Source organism: Prevotella sp. MA2016 (assembly GCF_000619825.1).
Taxonomy (GTDB): domain Bacteria; phylum Bacteroidota; class Bacteroidia; order Bacteroidales; family Bacteroidaceae; genus Prevotella.
In genome coordinates, this window is sequence record NZ_JHUW01000008.1 from 184,675 (window position 1) to 209,295 (window position 24,621).

The 24,621-nt window shown below is 46.7% G+C and carries 27 protein-coding genes; 2 read left to right on the forward strand and 25 right to left on the reverse strand.

The genetic code is table 11. The features are described from left to right. Positions 1 to 93: 93 nt before the first annotated feature. The 7 genes from T360_RS0105045 to T360_RS0105075 form a co-directional block, all read right to left on the reverse strand. On the reverse strand, positions 94 to 1,071 hold the full coding sequence (locus T360_RS0105045; protein ID WP_028911808.1) for an AMP-binding protein: 978 nt from the start codon (positions 1,069 to 1,071) through the stop codon (positions 94 to 96). A gap of 127 nt (positions 1,072 to 1,198) precedes the next feature. Continuing rightward, complete coding sequence (gene menC, locus T360_RS0105050) at positions 1,199 to 2,239, reverse strand: o-succinylbenzoate synthase (RefSeq protein ID WP_036928897.1); 1,041 nt, start codon at positions 2,237 to 2,239, stop codon at positions 1,199 to 1,201. Positions 2,240 to 2,296: 57 nt separating this feature from the next. Beyond that, positions 2,297 to 3,148, reverse strand: coding sequence for a 1,4-dihydroxy-2-naphthoyl-CoA synthase (gene menB, locus T360_RS0105055; protein WP_028911810.1), 852 nt, complete (start codon positions 3,146 to 3,148; stop codon positions 2,297 to 2,299). Beyond that, the gene (gene menD, locus T360_RS0105060; RefSeq protein ID WP_028911811.1) at positions 3,117 to 4,811 is read right to left on the reverse strand and encodes a 2-succinyl-5-enolpyruvyl-6-hydroxy-3-cyclohexene-1-carboxylic-acid synthase; all 1,695 of its coding nucleotides are present in this window, start codon (positions 4,809 to 4,811) and stop codon (positions 3,117 to 3,119) included. Before menD ends, menB begins: the two co-directional genes overlap by 32 nt. Continuing rightward, positions 4,804 to 5,856, reverse strand: coding sequence for an isochorismate synthase (locus T360_RS0105065; protein ID WP_028911812.1), 1,053 nt, complete (start codon positions 5,854 to 5,856; stop codon positions 4,804 to 4,806). Before T360_RS0105065 ends, menD begins: the two co-directional genes overlap by 8 nt. Then, positions 5,856 to 6,269, reverse strand: coding sequence for a PaaI family thioesterase (locus tag T360_RS0105070; RefSeq protein ID WP_028911813.1), 414 nt, complete (start codon positions 6,267 to 6,269; stop codon positions 5,856 to 5,858). The genes T360_RS0105065 and T360_RS0105070 overlap by 1 nt, the downstream gene beginning before the upstream one ends. A gap of 26 nt (positions 6,270 to 6,295) precedes the next feature. Continuing rightward, entirely contained in the window at positions 6,296 to 7,276 is a 981-nt protein-coding gene (locus T360_RS0105075) for an ROK family protein (protein ID WP_028911814.1), read from the reverse strand. 186 nt (positions 7,277 to 7,462) lie between these two features. On the opposite strand from T360_RS0105075, the gene lysS reads away from it, so the two are divergent. Then, entirely contained in the window at positions 7,463 to 9,220 is a 1,758-nt protein-coding gene (lysS, locus tag T360_RS0105080) for a lysine--tRNA ligase (protein WP_028911815.1), read from the forward strand. 12 nt (positions 9,221 to 9,232) lie between these two features. After that, entirely contained in the window at positions 9,233 to 10,228 is a 996-nt protein-coding gene (locus T360_RS0105085; RefSeq protein WP_028911816.1) for an NAD(P)H-dependent glycerol-3-phosphate dehydrogenase, read from the forward strand. Between the two features lie 23 nt (positions 10,229 to 10,251). Here the strand turns inward: T360_RS0105085 and T360_RS0105090 are convergent, their stop codons facing one another. From T360_RS0105090 to T360_RS0105185, 18 genes are all read right to left on the reverse strand, one after another. After that, complete coding sequence (locus tag T360_RS0105090; RefSeq protein ID WP_028911817.1) at positions 10,252 to 10,839, reverse strand: superoxide dismutase; 588 nt, start codon at positions 10,837 to 10,839, stop codon at positions 10,252 to 10,254. A 185-nt stretch (positions 10,840 to 11,024) separates the two neighbouring features. Beyond that, positions 11,025 to 12,023 carry a type II toxin-antitoxin system antitoxin SocA domain-containing protein gene (locus tag T360_RS0105095; RefSeq protein ID WP_197019269.1) on the reverse strand — a complete coding sequence of 333 codons (999 nt, stop codon included), beginning with the start codon at positions 12,021 to 12,023 and terminating at the stop codon, positions 11,025 to 11,027. A 259-nt stretch (positions 12,024 to 12,282) separates the two neighbouring features. Beyond that, a complete protein-coding gene (locus T360_RS0105105) occupies positions 12,283 to 12,516 on the reverse strand; it encodes a hypothetical protein (protein WP_028911819.1) in 234 nt (77 codons plus the stop codon). A gap of 28 nt (positions 12,517 to 12,544) precedes the next feature. Beyond that, positions 12,545 to 12,832, reverse strand: coding sequence for a hypothetical protein (locus T360_RS0105110; protein WP_028911820.1), 288 nt, complete (start codon positions 12,830 to 12,832; stop codon positions 12,545 to 12,547). Between the two features lie 349 nt (positions 12,833 to 13,181). After that, positions 13,182 to 13,517 carry an MGMT family protein gene (locus tag T360_RS0105115; RefSeq protein WP_028911821.1) on the reverse strand — a complete coding sequence of 112 codons (336 nt, stop codon included), beginning with the start codon at positions 13,515 to 13,517 and terminating at the stop codon, positions 13,182 to 13,184. Beyond that, positions 13,498 to 13,710: an MGMT family protein gene (locus T360_RS0105120; RefSeq protein WP_028911822.1), complete on the reverse strand. Its 213-nt coding sequence runs from the start codon at positions 13,708 to 13,710 to the stop codon at positions 13,498 to 13,500. The genes T360_RS0105115 and T360_RS0105120 overlap by 20 nt, the downstream gene beginning before the upstream one ends. An 81-nt stretch (positions 13,711 to 13,791) precedes the next feature. Beyond that, positions 13,792 to 14,247, reverse strand: coding sequence for a thioredoxin-dependent thiol peroxidase (gene bcp / locus T360_RS0105125; RefSeq protein WP_028911823.1), 456 nt, complete (start codon positions 14,245 to 14,247; stop codon positions 13,792 to 13,794). Positions 14,248 to 14,380: 133 nt separating this feature from the next. After that, on the reverse strand, positions 14,381 to 14,572 hold the full coding sequence (locus tag T360_RS0105130; RefSeq protein ID WP_028911824.1) for a hypothetical protein: 192 nt from the start codon (positions 14,570 to 14,572) through the stop codon (positions 14,381 to 14,383). Between the two features lie 198 nt (positions 14,573 to 14,770). Further along, a complete protein-coding gene (locus T360_RS0105140; protein WP_197019270.1) occupies positions 14,771 to 15,514 on the reverse strand; it encodes a transposase in 744 nt (247 codons plus the stop codon). Positions 15,515 to 15,636: 122 nt separating this feature from the next. Next, positions 15,637 to 16,704, reverse strand: a complete 1,068-nt coding sequence (locus tag T360_RS0105145; RefSeq protein WP_028911827.1) for an NAD-dependent epimerase/dehydratase family protein — start codon at positions 16,702 to 16,704, stop codon at positions 15,637 to 15,639. Between the two features lie 35 nt (positions 16,705 to 16,739). Next, entirely contained in the window at positions 16,740 to 17,483 is a 744-nt protein-coding gene (locus T360_RS0105150) for a nucleotidyltransferase family protein (RefSeq protein ID WP_028911828.1), read from the reverse strand. Then, positions 17,480 to 18,664: a galactokinase family protein gene (locus T360_RS0105155; protein ID WP_051523382.1), complete on the reverse strand. Its 1,185-nt coding sequence runs from the start codon at positions 18,662 to 18,664 to the stop codon at positions 17,480 to 17,482. Before T360_RS0105155 ends, T360_RS0105150 begins: the two co-directional genes overlap by 4 nt. Positions 18,665 to 18,709: 45 nt before the next feature. Beyond that, positions 18,710 to 19,126, reverse strand: coding sequence for a WbuC family cupin fold metalloprotein (locus T360_RS14700; RefSeq protein ID WP_036928904.1), 417 nt, complete (start codon positions 19,124 to 19,126; stop codon positions 18,710 to 18,712). A gap of 388 nt (positions 19,127 to 19,514) precedes the next feature. Continuing rightward, positions 19,515 to 19,802 (reverse strand): hypothetical protein, encoded by a 288-nt coding sequence (locus T360_RS0105165; RefSeq protein ID WP_028911830.1) that lies wholly within the window; start codon positions 19,800 to 19,802, stop codon positions 19,515 to 19,517. 114 nt (positions 19,803 to 19,916) lie between these two features. After that, a complete protein-coding gene (locus T360_RS0105170; protein ID WP_028911831.1) occupies positions 19,917 to 20,489 on the reverse strand; it encodes an MBL fold metallo-hydrolase in 573 nt (190 codons plus the stop codon). A gap of 6 nt (positions 20,490 to 20,495) precedes the next feature. Then, complete coding sequence (locus tag T360_RS0105175) at positions 20,496 to 22,430, reverse strand: hypothetical protein (RefSeq protein WP_028911832.1); 1,935 nt, start codon at positions 22,428 to 22,430, stop codon at positions 20,496 to 20,498. After that, positions 22,427 to 23,449 carry a hypothetical protein gene (locus tag T360_RS0105180; RefSeq protein ID WP_028911833.1) on the reverse strand — a complete coding sequence of 341 codons (1,023 nt, stop codon included), beginning with the start codon at positions 23,447 to 23,449 and terminating at the stop codon, positions 22,427 to 22,429. Before T360_RS0105180 ends, T360_RS0105175 begins: the two co-directional genes overlap by 4 nt. A 207-nt stretch (positions 23,450 to 23,656) precedes the next feature. Beyond that, complete coding sequence (locus T360_RS0105185) at positions 23,657 to 24,616, reverse strand: AbiH family protein (protein WP_028911834.1); 960 nt, start codon at positions 24,614 to 24,616, stop codon at positions 23,657 to 23,659. Positions 24,617 to 24,621: the final 5 nt, after the last annotated feature.

Consider the following 24,621-nt stretch of genomic DNA (forward strand, 5'->3'; position numbering starts at 1 on the left):
CAAGAACCAATTCAACTTAATAGACCTAATCGTATTACTAACTAATCAGGGTGGGGCCGCTCGAGAGAGTAGCCCCATCTACTTTTATCTATACTATGTCTTTAATAATACTATGTCTTGAGCTTTTTGGCGGGCAGGCTTGCCGGTCTCTGTCAGTGGAATCTGTGCCACATGCACATAGTCCTTGGGTTGATGGTATTTCTGCAGATGGGCCTCGCAGATGGCTTTGGCCTCAGCTGTGCTGCCCTCAGTCAGCAGCACCACCACCTCGCCAAACTTCTCATCCCGTCGCTTCGTAATTATATAAGGTACGCGCATGTGAGGTTTCAACTGTCGCTCCACCTCCTCTATCTGTATTTTGATGCCCCCCGAACAAATCACGTTGTCCTTTCTGCCCACGATACGGAACTGTCCTGTAGGCGAGAAGGTCACGATATCATTGGTGATGAGCGTCTGCGCACATACCTCAGGAGCATCAATCACCAGACAGCCCTCGGCCGTCTGACTCAACTTCACTGTCGGGAAAGGCGTGTACCACTCCGAGGCCTCAGGTCCGCTGATGCGCCGTAGTGCGATATGCGATAAAGTCTCTGTCATGCCATAGGTGCTCCACACTGCATGGGGAAATGTGCGCAACTCTTTTTCCATAGCTTCGTCGATGGCGCCACCACCGATAATCAGATGACGTATCTGCTTCAGGCGCTCCTTCTCCTCAGGCACCTGCAGTGAGTTATACACCTGCATGGGCACCATGGCGGCGAAAGAGAGTGGAGAGTGGAGAGTGGAGAGTTGGGAGTTATTTAGTGGATGACCCGTGGGGGGTACTTCGATGAGTTTCAGTCCACGCTCTATGGCGCGCACCACCATCATCTTTCCAGCGATATAGTCTGTGCTCATGCAGAGCAAGGCCGTGTCGCCCGGCTTCAGTCCCAGGAAGTCACAGGTGATACGGGCAGAGTTCAGCATCCTGCGTTTCTCCACCAGCATCCGTTTCGGTTCCCCCGTACTCCCCGACGTCTTCACCTCCACATACGCCGACTCATTATTCCACTCGTCTAAAAAATTACTCATCTTCTTTTTATTTTGATAATAAGAACAAAAGAACATATTTTTCGCACCATATGCAGCGCAGCCTTATTATGTCCTTATGTTCTTTTTATCTAAGAATATCTTATGTTCTTTTTATCTAAGAAACATTTTATCTAAGAAACAACATGTCGCCTTGGATAGTGAGGGGCATGGGGATGTTATCCGTGAAGAGTTGTCCTGTGCCCAGGCCCTGCGGCATGGTGATGTTATCGCCATACACATCCGACGCAAACTGTGCGATAGCATTCAGTCCGATGTTACTCTCAAGCGCCGATGTGATCCACGAGCCGATGCCCATCTCACGCGCCGTGTCTATCCACTCCCTGCATCCGCTCATACCACCATGCAGCGATGGCTTCAGGATGATATAGCGTGGTTTGATCATAGACAGCATGTGCTGTTTCATCTCAGGGTTGTTCACCCCTATCAGCTCCTCGTCGAGGGCGATAGGCAGTGGCGACTCTCTGCAGAGGTCAGCCATATAGGCCCATTGTCCCTGTTTGATAGGTTGTTCGATAGAATGGATATTATATTGCGACAGCAGTTCAAGCTTATACAGCGCCTCGTCATACGTGAATCCGCCATTAGCATCCAGTCGCAGCTCCACCTCATGATGCGAGAAGCGATCGCGGATACGCTTCACCAAGTCGAGTTCCTTGTCAAAGTCGATAGCACCAATCTTCAGTTTCACACAACGGAAGCCCAGCTTCAGTTTCTCCTCCATGCGCTGCAGCATCTCCTCGTAGTTGCCCATCCACACCAGTCCGTTGATGGGGATACCCACCTCGCCACGTGCAAAAGCGGTATCAAAGAGTATATCACCCTTACCACCCTGTTTGGCAGCTTGTAGCGAAAGCGCAGCCGACTCCAATCCAAACAACATCGAAGGATAGTCGCGCATGGCATCGATATCTATCTCACCTTTGGTGCAGAATGCCTCGCAGAACGCATTCAGTTTAGCCTCATACTGCTCATCAGGCATGGCATCGCAACTCAAATCAGGCAGTGGAGCACACTCCCCCACGCCATGCCAATCACCATCCGAAAGATGAATGAGCCAAATCTTACGTGTTAAATACACCCCACGCGAAGTCCCCGCCGGCTGTTTAAAATGGAGCACTTTCGCAGACACATTAACTTTTATAGACATAATATCTTTAACATGTTAATTTGTTACTCTGTCTTTAAAATAATACTATGTCTTTTCCTATGGCAGTTTCGGGTACTTTTTAAAGTTGGGTTTACGCTTTTCCAGGAACGCTTTGCCACCCTCTTGTGCTTCGTCTAGGAAGTAATAGAGCATCGTGCAGTCGCCTGCCAACTCCTGGATACCAGCCTGACCATCCAACTCTGCGTTGAGACCAGCCTTGATCATGCGCAGTGCCAGTGGCGAGCGTTCCATCATGGTCTCAGCCCATTCCACACACTCATCCTCCAGTCGTTCGATAGGCACCACCTTGTTCACCATCCCCATATCCTCAGCCTCCTTGGCCGAATACTGGCGACACATGAACCATATCTCTCGCGCCTTTTTCTGTCCCACGATACGCGCCAGATACGACGATCCGAAGCCCGCATCAAACGAGCCCACCTTAGGCCCAGTCTGTCCGAAGATAGCATTCTCCGAAGCAATGGTCAGGTCGCACACCAGGTGCAACACATGTCCACCACCGATGGCATAACCATTCACCATGGCAATCACCGGTTTGGGCAGACGTCTTATCTGCATCTGCACGTCGAGCACGCTCAGTCGCGGCACACCTGCTTCATCCACATAGCCGCCACGCCCTTTCACGTGCATGTCGCCTCCCGAGCAGAAGGCATGCTTCACGTCGGCCAGCGTCTTTCCTTCGGGCACCTCACTCATGGCACCCGTCAGCAGCACCACGCTGATGTTCTGCATCTCGCGCGCCATAGCAAAAGCCTGACTCAGCTCCCAAGTGGTCTTGGGGGTGAAAGCGTTGCGATAACGCGGACGGTTGATGGTTATCTTAGCGATACCATTATACTCTTCGAATAAAATCTCCTCAAACTTTCTTATCGTTTGCCAATTTCTCATTTTTCAACAGATTATAATATGATTTGATAACACGCTCGTCCTCCTCAGAGTCGGTAAACACCTCCAGCAGCACTGGGCGTGTTGATTTCTTGTTCAGCAGAGAGTCGATACCCTTTTTCATCTCCTCCATATTCGTAGCCTTCATATAGCGGATATTGTTTTCCTTGCAGATACCCTGTGCCGTGGTCTGATGCTGAGCTGCCACAAACTTATCGCGCGCCGGACTCTTCTCCAGTCCCTTCAGCATGTTGAAGATAGCTCCCTTGCCATTATTCAGCAGCACGATATGCAGGTTACCATTCAGGTTCTGGTTCCACAGCGCGTTCTGGTCGTAGAAGAAACTCAGGTCGCCCAGCACGCACAGCACCTTCTCGTCGCCAGTCACCACCGAACATCCAGCCGCTGTAGAGAGCGAGCCGTCGATACCGTTCACACCACGGTTGCAGAACACATAGTGATGTGCAAAGATGTTAGCCATTCGGATAGGACTGCTGTTACCATAGTGGATATAGCGATAGATAGCCTTGCCCAGTTTCTCCTCCAGGTATTTCACGGTAGCCATCTGCGAGTATTCAGGTTGGAATTTCATGGCCCGATAGGCAGCCAGACGTGTGGCCTGATCCCAGCGCGCCTTGAAGGTAGCTGTAGAGCTGATGGCCTTATAGCGCACTGCGTCCACCAGGTCGTCGATCACATCCGCCGGACTACCCTCAATCACGCCATACAGCTGCATCGAGGTGTCGTGGATGCTACCATCCTCAGTAATCGCCCACACATGCACATCCTTCAATCCGCGCAACCATTGCTTGAAACGTTTGCTCACCAGCGTGTCGCCCACGTAGAGCACAAAGTCAGGCTGATAGGCAGGGTTATCCCCCAGCACATGTATCACCTCATCAAAGTTGGTACTGCCGTTACCCACGCTCAGTGCCTCGTGCACCACCACCGCACACTGCGATAGCATGAACAGTTCCTGCGGAATCAGCTCACCTGTTGACAGCTGTCCTATCACCACCATCGGCTTCTTGGCCACCGCAAACTGCCCGGCACACTCCAGTGCTATCAGCGACTGGTTGCTGCGTGGTGGCAGCAACTGTATCACGCGCTCCTTAGGCAACTCCTTGACATTATATTCAAACAATGGCTCAGAGATGGGCACATTGATATGCACAGGTCCGTTTCCATGATGACTTGTCTCGTTCAGCGCCTCGTTCACCAGTCGATTGCAATACCAGTGCATCTCGTCGTTGTTATCTACCTCAGGCAGCGACACGGCTTTTTTCACAAATCGTCCCAGTGCATCCCGCTGTGGCAGCGTCTGCCCATCCAACTGGTCGATCCACTGTTCAGGTCTGTCGCCAGATATCACCACCAGCGGCATGTGCTGATAGTAAGCCTCAGCCACCGCCGGTGCCAGATTCAGCAGCGCCGTACCACTGGTGACGCACACCACCACCGGGCGATGCACCACCTGCGCGATACCCAAGGCATAAAAGCCAGCACTACGCTCATCCGTCACGGGATAGCATGTGATGTCAGGGCACTCATTCAGGTTATGAACTATAGCCGAGTTACGACTACCGGGACATACCACGGCATATCTCACGCCATGCGCTACCAACAAGCTTGTCAGTATGTTTACGTTTTCTTTACTACTATACATATAAAAGTTTTTTCATTGTTTCCATTTTTGCTTCCGTTTCCTGCCACTCCTGCAGCTCCACACTGTCCTTCAACAGTCCTCCGCCCGCATAGAGATGACACGTGCCGCCCTCGATGTTCATGCATCTCAGCGACACATAGAGATGAGTTTCCTCCTGTCCCAGAGGTCCCATAAACCCGCTGTAATATCTGCGCGGCGTATGCTCGTTTTTCACGATAAAGCTAAACGTCTCGCGCTTAGGCAGTCCGCACACAGCAGGTGTGGGATGCAGCACCTGTAGCACGTCGCCCACCCGTGTATTCTGATTAAGTTTGAATGTGAAGTCGCTCCTCAGGTGCACCAGGTTGGCAGCCCTCACTGTGCGGGGCCCCTCCTCCTTAAAGTCACCTGTAAACTGCTCCAGGCATTCCGTGATATATGTAGCCACGATGCGCTGTTCCTGAATATTCTTGGTACTCCAAGTCAGCGTTTCTCCTTCCCCGTTCAGCTGTTCGCCCTCCAGTTTCATGGTACCAGCCAGTGCGATGGTTCTCCAGTCGTTGCCATGTCCATCCAGCAGAATCTCAGGCGTAGCTGTCAGCCAGCATCCACTCTGTGGTGTGTCCACCAGTGCGATAAACAAGCGTGGGTAGCGCTGGCAAGCCCTATAAAACAGGTCCATAGGCGTCACGCCGCCCGGCATCTTCTCGTCTGCGCATCGTGCCAGCACGATCTTGCGGAACTTATCAGCCTCCAGCTGGGAGTGATAGTTAGCAAAATCCACCCGATAATAATCAGCCCCCTTATTTTTGTTTCTTATGTTCTTATTATCAAAAAAAACGTTCTTATTATCTAAAGAAACCTTATCATCTAAAGAAACCTGCTCCGGCTCACCCTGTATCAAAACCACAGGCTGATCAGCCTTTATCTCGAACGGAGCCACCACAAATCCCTGCTTGCCGTTCAGCTCAGCCAGCGACTGCAGTTCTATGGGGTCTCCTTCCGATTGTTTAATCAGAGTAGCGTGATCTTCATGGGGTAATCGGTATATTGCGTATGCGCTCATTATTTCTTCTGCTTTATTACGTAGTTAGTCACTCGCACGCTCGATATCAGTTCACCTGCAGTGTCTTTGATATCCACATTCCACACGTGCAATGTTTTTCCTTTGTGCAACATTTTAGCGTAGGCAGTCACGGTATCCCCCTCTGCCACCGCTTTCACATGGCTTCCACTCACCTCAATACCCACACAGGCACATCCAGGGCAGAGTGCCGACGATGCCACCCCAGCCAGATTCTCAGCCAGAGCCAGCGACGCGCCCCCACTCAAAAAACCAAAAGGTTGGCGATTTCGCTCGTCAACTTTCATTTTTGCCAAACAAGTATCAGCCTCGGGAGTAGAAATAAATTCCATCCCGAGGGCCGTACTTAAATTTGGTTTCTCATTAATTATTTCCTTAATCTTATCTATATTCAATTTTTTATTCTTTTATTTTTTTATTTTTACTTAAACAGCGAGTACTCCGCCACGCTCCATGCCAAAGCACTTGCGCCCAGCACGTCTCTCTCTCTGTTATCAAGTTTCGAAATAAGAATCTTCACCTTACCTCTCAGATTGCCAAACACATGTTTCTCAAACGCTTCGCAGGTGGGGTCCAGCAGCCATTTGCCAGCTCGCGAGATACCCCCCGTCAGGATGATAGCCTCAGGGTCCACTATCGAGGCATAGTTAGCCAGCGCCAGTCCCAATATCTCACCCGTACGTTTATACACCTCTATAGCCATCTCGTCGCCCACATCGCAGCACTCTTTGATGGTGCGTGGCGACAACTTTTCCAGCGATCTCATCATCGAAGGCGCATCACTCTCAGCCATCAGCTCCTTAGCGGTATTAATGATACCTGCTGCACCAGCATACGCCTCCAGACATCCCTCTTGTCCACAGCCACATTTGCGTCCGTGACTCACCACACAGGTATGTCCAAACTCACCTGCATAGCCGTTATGCCCCTGGTGGTCGCTGCCAGCCGAGAAGAAGCAGCTACCCAGCCCCACGCCCATACTCAGGATGATAAAGTTCTTCATACCATGCGCACATCCGAAGGTAAATTCACCCAGGGCCGACACATGCGCATCGTTCGACAATCCCACAGCCAGTCCGATACGATCTCTCAGCATGGCCGACAGGGGGACGATGCCTTTCCAAGGCAGGTTAGCAGCATTCTCGATACAGCCCGACACCGGACTCGCACTTGGCGAGCTCACGCCGATAGAGCGGATGGTTTCGTATCCCCCGTTAGCCTCCACCAGCTTCACGATCTTATCGCTCAGGGCTGTCACATAGTTGTTCACATCTTGATAGTCCGAAGTCAGAAACGACTCCTCAGCAAGAATATTACCACGAATATCCACGATGGCATAAGTAGTCATCTCATTGCTGATGTCAACACCTACCACTTTTGTTTTAATCTGATACTCCTCCATATTTCAGTTCTTGATTGTTTCTTGTTCCATCCAAGTGTTCTCAGTTATCAGCCACAAATATATACTTTTTTCTGAGACTGAGCAAATCTTTCCCACTTTTTTTGCAAATATTTACCCTAATCTTGCATTTTTCGCGAGAAATTTGTAACTTTGCACCCATAAAATTGAAATATTCGAATATTAAAGATGAACATTTTAGAGTTAAGCGAACAAGAAATCGGAAGGCGTCAGAGCCTTCAGGAGTTGCGTGCTATGGGCATCAACCCATATCCCGCCGCCGAATATCCTGTCAATGCGTGGAGTACAGATATCATTGAAAACTTTGAAGACCTGCCCGAGGAAGTGGCAGCCACACCCGAGAACAGCCGCATGGTGAGCATCGCCGGTCGTATCATGAGCAAGAGCATCATGGGTAAGGCCGCATTTGCCAAGCTGCAGGATTCTAAAGGCCGCATTCAGGTTTACGTACAGCGCGATTCTATTTGCCCCGACGAGAATAAGGACTTATATAATATAGTATTTAAGAAGCTGTTGGACCTTGGCGACTTCATTGGCGTGAAGGGTTACGTGTTCCGCACCAAGACTGGTGAGATCAGTGTTCACGTGATGGAGCTTACTGTGCTCAGCAAGAGTCTGAAGCCCCTGCCAGTGGTTAAGACCGATGCCGACGGCAAGGTATATGATGCCTTCGACGACCCCGAGCTGCGCTATCGTCAGCGCTATGTCGACCTTATCGTCAACGCCGGCGTCAAGGACACCTTCCTCAAGCGTGCCACCATCATCCGCACCCTGCGCAGCATTCTCGACAATGCTGGCTATACTGAGGTTGACACCCCTATCCTGCAGAACATTGCCGGTGGTGCTTCGGCCCGTCCGTTCATTACCCACTTCAATGCCCTCAATCAGGACATGTACATGCGTATCGCCACCGAGCTTTACCTGAAGCGCCTTATCGTAGGTGGTTTCGAGGGTGTGTATGAGATGGGTAAGAACTTCCGCAACGAGGGTATGGACAAGACCCACAACCCCGAGTTCACCTGCATGGAGCTCTACGTGAGCTATAAGGACCTGCTGTGGGGTATGACCTTCACTGAGAACATGCTCGAGCAGATCTGTACCGCTGTGAATGGCAAGCCCGAGGTAGAGATTGATGGCAATGTCATCTCTTTCCGCGCCCCATTCCGCCGCCTGCCTATCCTTGATGCTATTAAGGAGAAGACCGGTTTCGACTGCGATGGCAAGAGCGAGGATGAGATTCGCGCCTTCTGCCTCTCTAAGGGTATGGATGTAGATGAGACCATGGGTAAGGGTAAGCTGATCGACGAGCTCTTCGGTGAGTTCTGCGAGGGCACCTTCATCCAGCCCACCTTCATCACCGACTATCCCGTTGAGATGAGCCCCCTCACCAAGATGCACCGTTCTAAGCCCGGCCTTACCGAGCGTTTCGAGCTGATGGTGAATGGTAAGGAGCTGGCCAACGCCTACTCAGAGCTCAACGATCCTATCGATCAGGAGGAGCGTTTCATCGAGCAGATGAAGCTTGCCGACAAGGGCGACGACGAGGCGATGATTATCGACCAGGACTTCCTGCGCGCTCTGCAATATGGTATGCCACCAACCTTTGGTATCGGTATCGGTATCGACCGTCTGGTGATGCTGCTCACTGGTAAGTTTGCCATTGGCGAGGTGATGCTGTTCCCTCAGATGAAGCCCGAGAAGAAGATGCCTCAGTCGTCAGTAGCCGAGTGGGCCGAGATTGGTGTTCCCGAGGATATTGTGCCAGTACTCCGCAAGGCCGGTTTCAATCTGGTTCAGAACATCAAGGACGAGAAGCCCCAGGGCCTGCAGCAGAAGATAGGCGAAATCTTCAAGAAGTACAAGCTCGAGTTCCAGAAGCCTTCGGTAGATGAAGTAGCCGCCTGGATCGAAAAAGCAAACGTATAGTATTTAGATAAAATGTACGACTGCGGTAAGATAGCGATTATCGGAGGAGGCAGCTGGGCAACAGCCATTGCCAAGATTGTGGTGAGCCACACTCATCACATAGGTTGGTATATGCGTCGCGACGACCGTATCGAAGATTTCCGTCGCATGGGTCACAACCCCGCCTACCTCACCAGTGTCCATTTCAACATCGATGAGATCTATTTCGATAGCGATCTCAACCGTATTGCGCAGCAGTACGACACACTGGTGTTCGTCACCCCCTCTCCTTACCTCAAGAGTCACCTTAAGAAACTCAAGACGCGCATTCGCGACAAGTTTATATTGACAGCTATCAAAGGTATCGTACCTGATGAGAATCTCGTATGTAGCGAGTATTTTCATCAGGTTTACGACGTACCTTACGAGAATCTCGCTTGCATTGGCGGTCCTTCTCATGCCGAGGAGGTAGCCCTCGAGCGCCTCAGCTACCTCACTGTGGGCTGTGCCGACCGTGAGAAAGCCCAGGCCTTCTGTGATGTTTTGTCCAGCGAGTATATCAAGACCAAGACCTCTACCGATGTTGTCGGCATCGAATATTCTTCCGTTCTGAAGAATGTCTATGCCATCGCCGCAGGTATCTGCAGCGGTTTGAAGTATGGTGATAACTTCCAGGCCGTGTTGATGGCCAACGCCGTGCAGGAGATGAACCGCTTCCTTACAGCCGTTTATCCCCTCGACCGCAACGCTTACGACAGTGTTTATCTAGGCGATTTGTTGGTTACGGGTTACAGTAATTTCTCCCGCAACCGCACGTTTGGTACGATGATTGGTAAGGGTTATAGTGTCAAGTCAGCTCAGATAGAGATGGAGATGATAGCCGAGGGCTATTTCGGCACCAAGTGCATGAAAGAGATCAATCGCCATTGCCACGTCAACATGCCCATCCTCGATGCCGTATATAACATCCTCTACGAGCGCATCGCCCCCCAGATCGAAATCAAGCTCCTCACCGACTCCTTCCGCTAGGAATGATCACTCAAACGGACCACCTAACGCTCATAACGCTTCTCAATAACGCCCCAATCCACTATCTGCCACAAGGCAGCGAGATGATCGGGCCGACGGTTCTGATAATCGAGATAGTAGGCATGCTCCCAGACATCAAAAGTTAGCAACGGTTTCAAGCCCTTCTGCACAGGGTTGGCCGCATTCGTTTCCTGCGTGACAACCAACTTACCGTCTTTGTCAGCAGAGAGCCACACCCATCCAGAACCAAACAACGTAGCCCCAGCTTTCTGGAATGTCTCCTTGAAAGCCTCAAACGAACCAAAGTCACGCACGATTGCCTCTGCCACCTTTCCGACAGGCTGATTGTCAGCCTTTGGCGCAGCAAACTGTCCGAAGTACAACTCATGATTCAGGATCTGCCCAGCATTGTTAAGGATACCCCCCGTTGCCTGACAAACGATTTCTTCTAATGCCAGGTCGGCCATCGGATTTCCTTCCAGCAAACCATTCAGGTTATTCACATAAGCCGCCAAGTGCTTCCCGTGATGAAAAGCAATCGTTTCGCGACTAATCACTGGCTCCAATGCATCTGGAGCATACGGCAATGCCATCAATTCAAACTTTCCCATATCGTTTCCATTTATTGGTTTCGGTTGCAAATATACGAATTAATTTCTATCCACCAAGAGATTTAAGAAAACTTATAAAAAAAAATGAGCCGTAAGCATTTCTGCCTGCAGCTCAATTCCTTTTTCCGCGAAACAGGAACCCGTCCCGGTGTTTCTGTCCCGGTGTTTCACTCATTTTCGCATTTCTATATTGCTTTCAGCGAGAAGGCCATTTCAAAACTGATAAGTCTGTCACTGTTTAGGTATTTCTTCCAAGCCTCCTCATGATGGCTTGTTTCCGAGATTTTCGCCGGTGTTTCCTTCTTGAATCTCTGGTAAACATATTCCAGCATCTCCTTTTCATCCTCACTGAAATAAGTCATGTCTGGAGACAGATTTGAAACCAACTTAGTACCAGCTCTTCCATCAGAATATTGCACTATCTCCTGGTTAATATCGTTATAGAAACTATATACACGATCCCAATGCAAGGGCACAGGGCCATGAGTAATGGCTTTGTAGCACAAGCCGGTCATTCCTTTGCCCGTCAAGCGGTATGCTAAGAAGTCCGTATAGAACAGGAGCTTGTTCATTTTAGTAAAGAAAACGCCATCACCCCTCTCTATGTAATATAATAGGATGTTCTTCAACTTATCTATCGACTGTGCAGCAAAACCATTATAGATAGTTCTACGACAGATGTTAAACACATGTTCTATCTCAAACTCCGAATGCTTCGCGCTCTTCCACGACCTGGTTTTCTCCATCAATTTGGAAAAATCGTCTTCAGAGAACTGTTCACGAGAATTAAGCACAAAAGCAAGGAAGAAGTCAGGATTCATGATCGACATCAGCACCTTTCCGTTTGCCTCACTGGGCATGTCACCATTCTCATACAAGCGATACTGGTTCTCGCCAAACCCAAGGATTGCCGACATTTTTGTAGCCGAAAGACCATAATGCTGGCGAATGCGCTTGATTTCCTCTGGGAACGGGATGCCATATTTTGCACGATATTTGTTATACACCTGAGCTAAATTTGCCTCGTCCAGTTCCGTTGTAGTAAATCGCTCATGAGTATTCTGGCACTCGTAAAACTGGTGAACATAACAGAATTGTTCCTTGCGGAAAGTCAACACAGAGGACTCATGGCATAGTTTCGCATCACCTCCAGCGAAAGGGCTCTTCATTGTCTGCTTAATCATAATCATCAGTTTTTAAATGGATATTTCATCGGATGTTCAGCTATATGGAAAGAAATGCAGATGGTGCTGTTGTTCGGTTGCCCAAACGTGATTTTGATATACACCTCATGACCTTTCATTTGCAATGCAAAGATAGTGCATTTTCAACGAAAAAGTTCTTTATTCACAGTTTTCAACCCAAATATCTAACTAAAAAGTTGCCATCATATCAGAAAAGAAGCAGAAAAAGAAAGAAATGCGAAAAAAGGGCGTTAGACCCTCATTTCCACTGATTCTTCCTCCTATATTGCTCCATCATCTCCATCAGCCTCTTAAAAGCCTCCACCCGCTCCAGCTTCAGCCTCCCTGCATTAAGCGCCTTTCTATTCGCTTTCAACCAATTCAGCATATCATGCTCCTCTATCCTATGCTTTGAAGGATTCCGCTTATTCTCGAGAATAAACATCCTCACCTCCTCGTATCTTAATTTCCAGCGAGACTCTTGATCCATCATTCTTTAGCCATCAACCATCTCACACCTTTCAAGCTATACGAACACTTTTGATGGGTTTCAGAAAAGAGGCAGAATCGATATACAATCCGTCGAGGATTGGCTTCAGGTCGATGTACTCTTCCTCTGGCTCAGCATTATGTCTGTATTTAGCCAACACCACCAGATAGCCATCATCCCACCTCACAACATCCACATACCGCTCCAAGCTATATGGCGCTTTGAAACGGATATGACGCCCACCAAAACTAAAAGTAGTAAAGCCATCCAAACTACTAAGTACTGCTTCATTACTACTATCGGTAGAGTTCTTTGACATATCTTGTATGTTTAGATAACGAATAATATCTATATTTCTTTCGATATTTAAGTAATATCTAGTTTTTTATATTCGGGAAATTCTTCCACCGAACCACCGGGACGGGTTCCTGTTTCATCACATGCGATAAATCATGCTTTTACTGATTCCTGTCAATCTCTCCATGTTCTGGTGATTTATACCACGCATCATCACATGATATATACCAGTTCCCGATGATTTTCTGGATTGCCTTGGCATAGCTTATTATTGATTATTGATGACACACATTATTCGTGAAACAGGAACCCGTCCCGGTGTTTCTTCACTCACCGACTCCTTCCGCTAGGAATGTCCCGGTGTTTCTCGCCTAACACGAGGGCTTCCAAAGGTGCCTCTGCATATCCACATGGCCGTTACTTTTGAAGACAACGCCCTCTGCTTCTAACAGCGCGCGTTGCTGACTCCACCCTGGAGCCGTACGACCGTCTTTGTTCACGACCCGATAACAAGGCAGTTTCTCCGCCCCAGGTGTATATCTCAGCGTTCTCCCCACCATCCTTGAATGACTCGGCCATCCAGCCAATGCGGCAATATTTCCGTACGTCGTCACCTGGCCATGAGGAATCTGCGCAACGATGTTCAGCACATTCTCACCAAACACCCTCGCCTCTTCCGCTGTCATCCTATCTGGGTAGTCCTTCATCACACTTAATTTCGTGAAACAGGAACCCGTCCCGGTGTTTCTCCATCCTTGAATGACTCGGCCATCCAGCCAATGCGGCAATATTTCCGTACGTCGTCACCTGGCCATGAGGAATCTGCGCAACGATGTTCAGCACATTCTCACCAAACACCCTCGCCTCTTCCGCTGTCATCCTATCTGGGTAGTCCTTCATCACACTTAATTTCGTGAAACAGGAACCCGTCCCGGTGTTTCTGGAACCTGTCCCGGTGTTTCTCGTTTCTTTGGATGAACATCACAGTTTCTCTATAAGCTGGGTAGCGTGGTTTTTGGTGTCTATTTGTCTGCCAGCGAAGATCTGTTCGATGATACCCTCCTCGTTGATTACAAAAGTCGTACGGATGGTCCCCATCGTTTTCTTCCCATACATCGTCTTCTCACCCCAAGCCCCCATCGCTTCCAGCAACGTATGATCCACATCAGCAATCAGCGGAAACGGCAATTGGTTCTTCTCCTTAAACTTAACGTGCGAGGCCGCAGAGTCCTTGCTCACGCCAACCACCTCATAGCCCATACCCTGCAGTTCGCTGTAGTGGTCACGCAGACTGCATGCCTCAGCCGTACAACCGCTGGTATGGTCTTTCGGATAGAAATACAACACCAACTTTCGGCCCTTAAAATCACTCAAACAGATTTCCCGTCCCAGTTCGTCCTTGCCCAATACCTCAGGCGCTCTATCTCCAATTTTCATATCATTCCATATTAAATTTCAACCACCTAGCGCTCATAACGCTTCTCAATAATACATAATTATCTACAATTATTTCAACAACATGCTTGCCCAGGCGGGAATATCATCCACATACTGTTTAAACAGCCGTCCATCATAATTTAGCACTCTTTTTCCATGCCTCGGCCTCGTTGGCTACAGCTTGTAAGCGACGCATTTTTTCTGCCTCAGCCTTGGCACTCGACTCCCTGGCAGCCTTCGCTACCCCCTCCATCAGTTCCTGCAGCATTTCGTCTGTAGGTTCCTCCATCGAAGTCAACCTGTATTTTTTGTTTACTTCAGTCATAACAGCATCATTTTATATTCTAGCGTTGCAAAGATAGTATTTTTTTAGTGATTAAACCCCAAAAGATGAAAATATCTTCATCTTCTATGAAAGATTTCCTCCAACAGCCCATATCAAGTACACCCAACTTAGTCCCAACTTGATCTTTCTTCGCTTCAAAGAACCACCGAAGAACCACCGGGACGGGTTCCTGTTTCATCACATGCGATAAATCATGCTTTTACTGATTCCTGTCAATCTCTCCAACTGACGCAATGATGCTCTTTTACCCTTCAATTCTATTAATACAGACTTCTTTATATCTGCAGGCAATTGTTGAAAAGCGCTGCTATTCGTTGCGCCAGTCTTTTCTTTTATCAGCATCATAACCTGATCATCCGAAGGACGTCCTTTCGAGGCATCCTCTATATCAAGACACGCAACTTCATCAGAAATAGGCTCATTTACAAGCTCACTCAACTCATTTAATGGTAATCTGTTCAAAACAGTGCGAGTATCACACAACGGGAACAAAGTACTATTCTTATCCATGTATTCACCCCAACTACTGAACTCATAATCCTTAACCTCACTAACCATCTCTGCCTTCACTGGGTTTTGGTGTATATACCTCAAAAGTGTCACGAAATAAGCCATATCGTTCACAGGCTCACTTTTAAAACGCTCACGGAACAGATGACCGTCTCTTGAATACTTGTGATTATAATAGTACACATATGAGGAAGCAATCCTTTTTATAGCCATTCCAATTGTGTTCTCGCGTTCACGAATGAGAAGATGAATATGATTAGACATCAGGCAATAAGCATATAGGATATAGTTTCTTCCAGAGGGGGTACCATCAGGCTCGTACGACTGAGCCATCATGTCCAAGGTATTGAGAAACTGGTAATAGTCCTCCTGCTCCTCAAAAATGTTCTGGTGATTTATACCACGCATCATCACGTGATATATACCAGTTCCCGATGATTTTCTGGATTGCCTTGGCATAGCTTATTATTGATTATTGATGACACACATTATTCGTGAAACAGGAACCCGTCCCGGTGTTTCACGGTGGTTCGTTAGTCCTTTGACATATAAAAGGATGCGTACCACTCTGCAAACTTCCTCAATCCTTCTCTCAACGTTATCTTTGGTGTAAACCCGAAGTCACGTTCAAGGGCTGTGGCATCGGCGTAGGTGGTGGGAACATCACCTGGCTGCATGGGGACGAGCTTCTTATGGGCCTCGAAGTCGAAGTCTGCGGGAAGGACACCGGCACGAACCAACTCCTCTTGCAGGATGTTCACGAAGTCGAGTAGGTTCTCTGGCTGACCACCACCGATGTTGTAAACAGCGTATGGAGGGATGGGCAGGCCATCTTCACCCTTCTTGCGCTCGGGAGCGCCTTGCATCACACGATACACGCCCTCTACGATATCATCGACGTAAGTAAAGTCACGACGGCAGTTGCCATAGTTGAATATCTGGATGGTCTCGCCTTTCAGCAGTTTGTTGGTAAAACCAAAGTATGCCATATCTGGACGACCAGCAGGACCATAAACGGTAAAGAAGCGCAAGCCTGTTGTAGGGATGTCATACAGTTTTGAATAACAGTGGGCAAACAACTCATTGCTCTTCTTGGTAGCTGCATACAGGCTCACAGGATTATCCACTCTGTCATCCGTCGAGAATGGCACCTTCTTATTACCACCATATACAGAGCTTGAAGAAGCATATACCAGATGCTCCACGGGGTTGTGACGACATGCTTCAAGGATGTTATAGAAACCTATCATGTTACTCATGATATAGGCATCAGGATTGGTGATGCTATAGCGCACACCTGCCTGTGCTGCAAGGTTTACCACCACCTGCGGCTTATACTCCTCAAAGATGCTGTCAATGGTCTGCTTGTCTGCGATATCACCCTTGACAAACTTCCATGTAGTGCCTTCAGTAACTGCAGTGTTCAGCTCGTTCAAGCGATACTCCTTCAGTGCCACATCATAGTAGTCGTTCATATTGTCGATACCAATGATGGTAGCACCCTTCACGTCCTTAAACAGTCGCTTCACCAGGTTCGATCCAATAAACCCAGCAGCCCCTGTTACAAATATCGTCTTATTATTCAGTTCAATTTTCTCCATATCAATTATATATTATAAAAAAATCTGCCAGGTTCTCATATTTTGCCTGTTCTAGCTAGCTCGACGGCTTCGTAATAGGTATCTAACGAACCTATATCGAATCGTCCGGCACTCATAGGCCAAGCATGCATAGTGGTATGCTCTACCATATAGTGCGCCAAATTACCTGGCGCATCCTTACCACACCCATTCTCAACTGAATGTCGTACCAAGTCCAGGTCTTTCTTCAGATAGATATAGAAAGGTGGTACAGCCCAATGGCTCTTCGGCACCTGTGGCTTCTCCTCCATGCCTAGCACACGATGGTTCTCATCCAGTTCCACGACACCCGTACGCTGCAGTTTCTCTATCGATGGCTGCTCATGGCACATGATACAACTCGTTCCCTTCTCACGAGCAAAGTCCACAAACTCCTGAAATGAGAAGAACAGCAGATTATCTGCTGCCACTACCAACAAATCATCATCTATGTGCAGCTTATCCATCGCAAACAGCAAGTCGCACACAGCACCAAGACGAGTCTCGTTTGTCTCTGTTCCATCATCCACAATGGTAACCGGCTTGCTATAGTGCAAATCCTTCTTCCATTCTTCGAAGATGCCTGCAAACTTATGGTTCGTGATGATAATGTGTTCATCCACATCATCTATCTTATCGATGTCATCTAACATACGACCAAGTATCGTACTATTCCCTATTTTAAGCAGGGGTTTGGGGAAATTCTTGGTCAGTTCCCCAAGTCTGGTAGCATACCCAGCAGCTATAACAATATTCTTCATACTTCAACGAATCTAGCTCCATCATCCGGTTTTACCCAGAACACTTGGAATGTCTTTTCATATTCAGGAAACTGCTCCAGATATTTCTCTGTGAGCACTTTCTGAATCTCTTCCTTATATGCAGGATCAACAAGCGCGATACAAGCACCCTTAAAGCCTGCTCCACTGAACCTACCACCATACACCCCTGGCAGACGCCGCATAATCTCATAGATAGCTATCAACTCTGGCGAGCCACACTCATAGTTGTGGATACTACTCTCGCAGGAGTCAAACGACAACTTGCCGAATAATTTCATATTGCCTGTTTCCCAAGCGGTCACACCCTGACGCACACGGCGATACTCACTATAGAAGTGTTCTGCACGCCTGGCAAACCTTGCAGGCATCGCAATGCGCGTCTTTTCAAACGTCGCCTTCGGAATATCACGCAGGAAAGTTTTATCAAACGTCTTCAGTGGCTGATCCATATAAGCCAACATATTCCACGCTGCTGTCTTACACTCATACACACGGAGGTTGTAATCTGAATTCACCAGCGAGCGAGTCAGGCCCGAAAAGAAAATACCAATCTCAAACTCTGGCATCTCAGGATTACGCTTGATGATGCGCCAATCATTACTGTCGCAGTCCAGAAACAGCAGTCCATCCTTCTTACCCAGAGCGATACATGCTTGGTCAAGCAGTCCGTTGTTCAGTCCTATGTACTCACGTTCTGCCTCCGATGCTATCTTCACCACCTCAAACGGTTGAAGTGTAATATCGTTCGCCTTAGCAAACGCCATCACATACGCTATCAGCACAGCAGCCGACGACGACAAGCCACCCACAGGCAACGAACCCTGTATCACACCAGTGATACCCCTCCGGAGTTCAAACCGCTTCTGCAAGGCATACTTCGCACCCCGGGCATAGTCTCCCCAGTGGTGCTCTCTCACCTGTGTAGGCGCATCAATATCAAAGTCCACCGTACCTTCAAACGTCCTCGACTCCAGATGCACATGATTCTCCGGCCACGACCTTTGACCTTCGACCTTTGACTTTTGACTGTCATTTACATCGAAGTAAAGGTCCACCCCCTTATCTATCGCAAACCCCGTCACCAGTCCATGCTGATGATCCACATGCGCCCCAAGAGGGCAAACCCTATACGGGCTAAAAATATGATATTGGTATTCCATAATATCTATTATTTATACATCGATTATGTTATTCTTTACGGCTTTTCACATAACATTATACACCTCGCTTCCATCCTCGCCGTATTTGCCATCCTTACCTTCGTAGATAACCGATGGCTCCAGCACTTCTACAGTATGCCACACACCTTTGGGCACTTGGCAGCCGTAAGCGCCCTCCTCTGGGCACAGATGTATGCGCTCAGCCTCTTTTAGTATTACCCCACCATCAGCAGAAGGCAACTCCTCATACAGCACCTCGTCCATACGTCCTTTTAACAGAATCACATTCTCAGTGCTCATAGGATGCCGATGGATAGCCACTTGCGTACCTGGGAGCATGGCGTTCAACATACGCTGCGAGCCATCCTCTGCAGATGTCCTCAAGTCCAAGTTTGTTCTCAGACGAGGATTCACCTTTGCATCTTCAAACAGTTTATCCAGTAATTCTTGATTAATTTTCATAACTTTAATGAGGCGGTATCTATACCTCCGTCCACAATAATTTTCCGCGCCTCAACCATAAATAATTAGGAATCAGCGCTTTACAAAACAATTAACTTTTATTATATCGAGTACTCGGGATAATTTAGTTCTTTATACACCCCTTTCCGTTGGCAAATATAGTAAAATAGTTTTATCCAGCCAAATTAAAAAGAAAAAACTTACAAAAAAACGCCAGTCGGCTCATCACCTCCCAGCGTTCTTTATCCCTTCATTCATATTGGTTTTTGCGTCTATATAGCTCCATCAAAGCTAATAGTTTCTTAAATGGCTCCACCCTTTCCGGCTTCATCTTCCCAGCATTCAGTGCTTTTCGATTCGCCTTCAGCCATCAACCATCTCACACCTTTCAAGCTATACGAACACTTTTGATGGGTTTCAGAAAAGAGGCAGAATCGATATACAATCCGTCGAGGATTGGCTTCAGGTCGATGTACTCTTCCTCTGGCTCAGCATTATGTCTGTATTTAGCCAACACCACCAGATAGCCATCATCCCACCTCACAACATCCACATACCGCTCCAAGCTATATGGTGCTTTGAAACGGATATGACGCCCACCAAAACTAAAAGTAGTAAAGCCATCCGAACTACTAAGTACCGCTTCATTACTACTATCGGTAGAGTTATTTGACATATCTTGTATGTTTAGATAACGAATAATATCTATATTTCTTTCAATATTTAAGTAATATCTAGTTTTTTAGGAACCACCGGGACAGAAGAACCACCGGGACGGGTTCCTGTTTCATCACATGCGATAAATCATGCTTTTACTGATTCCTGTCAATCTCTCTAACTGACGCAATGATGCTCTTTTACCCTTCAATTCTATTAATACAGACTTCTTTATATCTGCAGGCAATTGTTGTAAAGGGAACAACGTACTATTCTTATCAATGTACTCATCCCTTGGTGCCACTTGTATTATTTTTGCATCACCAACTGCGCCCCGTATGTCTGGTATGATATTCACATCGGCAATGCCCGTCGTCAAATAGTTTTCTATAACATATAACCAGTCATAGCCATCTATCTGGGGTAACACCACATTCTTTATTTTATATTTCCTGGAAAGCAGTTTCAACCCATTGACATGGTCGGCATGAAAGTGCGAAATGAACATGATGTCTATTGTGGAGCCATCTGGAAGAAAGTTCTTTATCTCCTCTTCCAGTCTGCTGCTATAAGGCAACACCCCACAATCATAAACTATATGCTTGTCATCGTTTATTCCTGGCCTATGAAGAGTTTCAGAATAAAACGCCCCTTGCCCAACTGGATGTATAGTCCTTACTACTTGTAATTCTTTTCGCAAATTCATACCTATCTATCCTCTAATCATCAGTTCCGATTGTATCTTCAACAGCACGCATACCAGCACTATCAGAAGGTAGTTATATGCTGCTTCGTGTGCCTCTTCTGCAACGTTGGGGGTGTCCCCATGCGCGTATGCATTTCTAATCGCTGGCCCATTGGTAAACTGCTTGTCGTTAAGCAAGAAGTTCAAGTATTCTTGCTCTGGCTTGCTAAAGAGTTTGTCCTCGGTATAGAGCAGACCTTGCCCCAACATTACATCAATCTCATCCTGAACCACTTTTGGATGAGTCCAGTATGAAATTGCTCTGTCATGGTGTATGTCGTAGAGTACAGCCACCCTTGCCTCGTTTACCAATTTCAATACGTCGTTTACATCTTTGCCTATCAGTCCTTGGTCAATCAAATAATCTAAGTTCTCCCGTTGCCACTCACGGTAGTCATCATATTTCACCCTACAATGGCGAATGGTATTAAACAGATTGCGTTCTCCGTCAAATCCGTCTGGAAGTCTGTCCATAACTGCACCAGGTTGGAACAATAATCTGATTGGCAAGAATACATCGCGGCTTCCATCTACACCATAGGCATACTTTTTTGCTAATACGCTCTTTGTCTCTGTGAAATGCACTCCCTTATAGTAGTCAAGCAGCCCCTCATCAACCCTACCTTTATTGGCATACAGGTCATATCGTTTAAGCACGGCTTCTATCTCCGGTATCAATGTTCTTATTTTCTCCACTACTGTCACCCCTTCAGCCGCCAGTCTCATCTTACCTGATGGATACCCATACTTGTTTTTCAGGCTTTCTTCATAAAACCATACCAGTAAATTCTCCAATCGCTTTCCCCGGCCTTTCAAGTACTGCCTGTGAAACGACATCTGCATCACTGCCATCTGTTGCTTGAAATTAAAAGCAGAAGTAATCGGATAATCTCTTTTACCATGATAACCAGACAAGAACTCTAGCAATACCATATCCGTGACATAGTTGAACGGCATAGTAAGTTGCATTGTCTTATCTATATACTCATAGTGGTCTGCAAACATAGTTATCAGCCGCTCGTCATCATATTCTTTCAATAGTCGCTCATTATAGCATAGCTTATAGTCATTGTTGACTCCAGTCATGAGCCTCACAGCCCAGTCTTTTGGCGAGTTCTGCAATTCTATGGATATAAAGTATGGAAATCTTATGGCCTTTTCCATCATCTGCCCATACTGGTTCTCAGCTTTCCGTTTTGCCTTAAGTCTGTTCTCTGCTGATATTTGCAGGTCATTGCTGTCCTTTGCCTGCTCTATGATTCTCAACAGGCTGATATTCGGCGTGCTACTATCCACAAATGCCGTTATCAGTTCATCTCGGTCTTTCAGCGTCAGACTTGATGGTACGTAGGGCTTTTTATCGGGGTTGTCAAGTTGCAACAAGAAGGCAGACAATAGAAGTTCTATACAGTCTCTGTTACCACGCATATAATCTCCAAGCACCTTGTCATAGGCTTTAACGATTACCTGATGTTCCAAGAGCATATCAATCACTCCGCTTTCCTTTTTCAATACATATTCTATCTGTTCTGGAGAAACTCTTTCATATGCTCTATACATTGCAAACACCTTCCAAAAAGATGACTTCAGTGCTTCCTCCACCTGTTCATATTCAGCAGTGAAGTTATCATCGTTCAGACCGTTTACATAAGCTACGATGAAAGGTTTAAACGTCTTAACAGTTTCCTTGAAGGTATTCTTATCATCATCCGTCCACGTCCTGAGTGCACATCCTACTTCAAAATATAGCTGGATATTGTACATCTCCAATACCTCATTAACCTCATCATGTGGCTTCCCTGTGTCAAATCCTCTCAGAATTGGCTCTGCATCCTGCAAATGGCCTGTAGTCGAAAGGTCACTGGCGGTATAGAACACCACGCGTCCCATGATTCTGTTCATTTTTTCTTTCCTTCCGTAATAATGGCTTTCAGTTTTTCTTGCATCATTTTGGCTGTTGCCTGCACACTCTCCAGTTTGCAGATTTCTCCTATTCCTTGCGTATCGCAATGTCTGTAAATCAGCGTCCACAGATAGATATAGGCGAATTCTAATAAATAATACGAGAAGGCGTAAGTGTCCAACGTAGCCCTGTCGCTCTTGAATGGCGAGAAATAGTCGCCATGAAATCGTTCACACCGGTTCGCATACAGCACACAACTCAAAACATATTCCATCCGGTTTTCAAATGCCATTTGATATCTGTGTCCGTTCACTTCTACCTCTTCTCCCCTCAGTATTTTTTGCAGTAGCAAGGATGATCTGCGCAGCACATCAGCTGTTGGCTTAACATTTTCCTCAAACACATACTTTTTCTTGATGTCATCATACAATGCCTTGGTTAGTGTCTTCTCCGCTCTTTCAGACACCCTCTCCAATTGCTCGTTGATGGCAAGGTCGTGCTCAATATAACTCCGCATAATGGCATAACGTAGTGTTGACAAGGGAATGTCAGCCAGGAAATCCTCCCACATATCCTTCACTCCTGCTTCAACATCGATAAGAGGCATCACCATATCATTGATGGTGCGTTTTATCAGGTGGGGTGTCTTATCACTATCATTTTTCCATGCAATGTTCCGTTGGTGGTTCATAAATATCTCCAACGAACGCCATGCTATATCAAAACCTTGGTCTGGCCTATAGGGCAACTCATCGTATATATCCACGACTCCTGATAACAGCTTATTAAGTTTTGGTTGACGGAATAAGATTTCTTGGGCTTCATCAGTCAGTTTGACGGTCTCAAACAGCTGTGACACGCCTTGGTTCTTCAACCAATCATCCAACACTTGCTGATTATCACTATTCCATTCCCCCTGAGTAGGCCACGAATTGTTGTAGTCAATACGTTTCTTCGTCCACGCAAGTTCCCTCTTATTAGCTTCTTCTATCAAGCGTTCTTCCTGCTCTTTAGTCATACTCAAAAGATATTTTCCACTGCCCAAATACTATTTACGATTTCTTCCAGTCTCCGCTGCCTCGTTGTCAAAAATTCAAAGGGAGAACCATTCCAATCTGTATCTTCCATTTCTGGCAAAGGAACCACCGGGGAACCACCGGGACGGGTTCCTGTTTCATCACAGGAACCACCGGTGTCCCGGTGTTTCCCGGTGTTTCCTCGAGGCTTAAAGCATTGACTGAAGAATATTATTCTCCGCCTGCTGTTCAACCTCTAAACTATCCTCTTTAAGATGTTTCATTATTTCATTAAGTTTATCCTTTTCAAAATCATCACCAGAATATACTCTCTCTGTTTCAACAAACGTCAGATTATTACGAGCCATCAATTCCCTCAGGCCAATCCCTGCATTTCTGAAGTTATTACGAATCTGCTGATCAGCGTAATTATCATATGTAAAAATAGTGATAGTCTTTCTTTTAAAACCTTCCATGGGCTGAGACTGCTTTATAAAGAAATCCTTAAAATACGGAAAATCCATACCATTAATAGAATGTCCGAAAAAGATAATCTCATCTGATTTTTCCATGCTCTCTATCAAATTATTGTATCTGTAATACCTACTATTAGTCTTAAACATAAACTGGCAAGACGGATGGATTGCTTTATCCGTCTCAATTCCTAACACAATGTTGTCATGTTCTTTTAAAGAACCATGCATATACGTAATAGGTATAGAACAATTGACACCTGCTTGCGCTAGCGTCCTATTAATATCGGTATAGTTAAAGGTAAATATCTCATCAAAGAAGCCATTTTCAACAACTGCCCTCATCACTCTCACGGCAACAGGGTCCTGATTCAACTTATAGTTTTCCTGTTCTTGTCTAAGATACCTCTTTAAATAATATAACAGAATATCAAAACCCATCCTATCATCTTCTTGCGGAGAACGATAGGTCCCTTCTGTTATCTCCAGAGCATAGTTAAGTAATTCAGATTCAAGATCAAACCATGCCTCTTTATTCTTTTTCTCTTCGAGATAATATATTAGATTACAGAAAGTAAATGCAGCACCGTCCTTAGCCTTTGTCCAAGTTTTGCTTGACATAAAGTCGCTATATTTTGTCTTCATGCCAAGATCCAAATCAAAGCCATTACCTAATATCAGTATTTTCTTTCCCATAAATA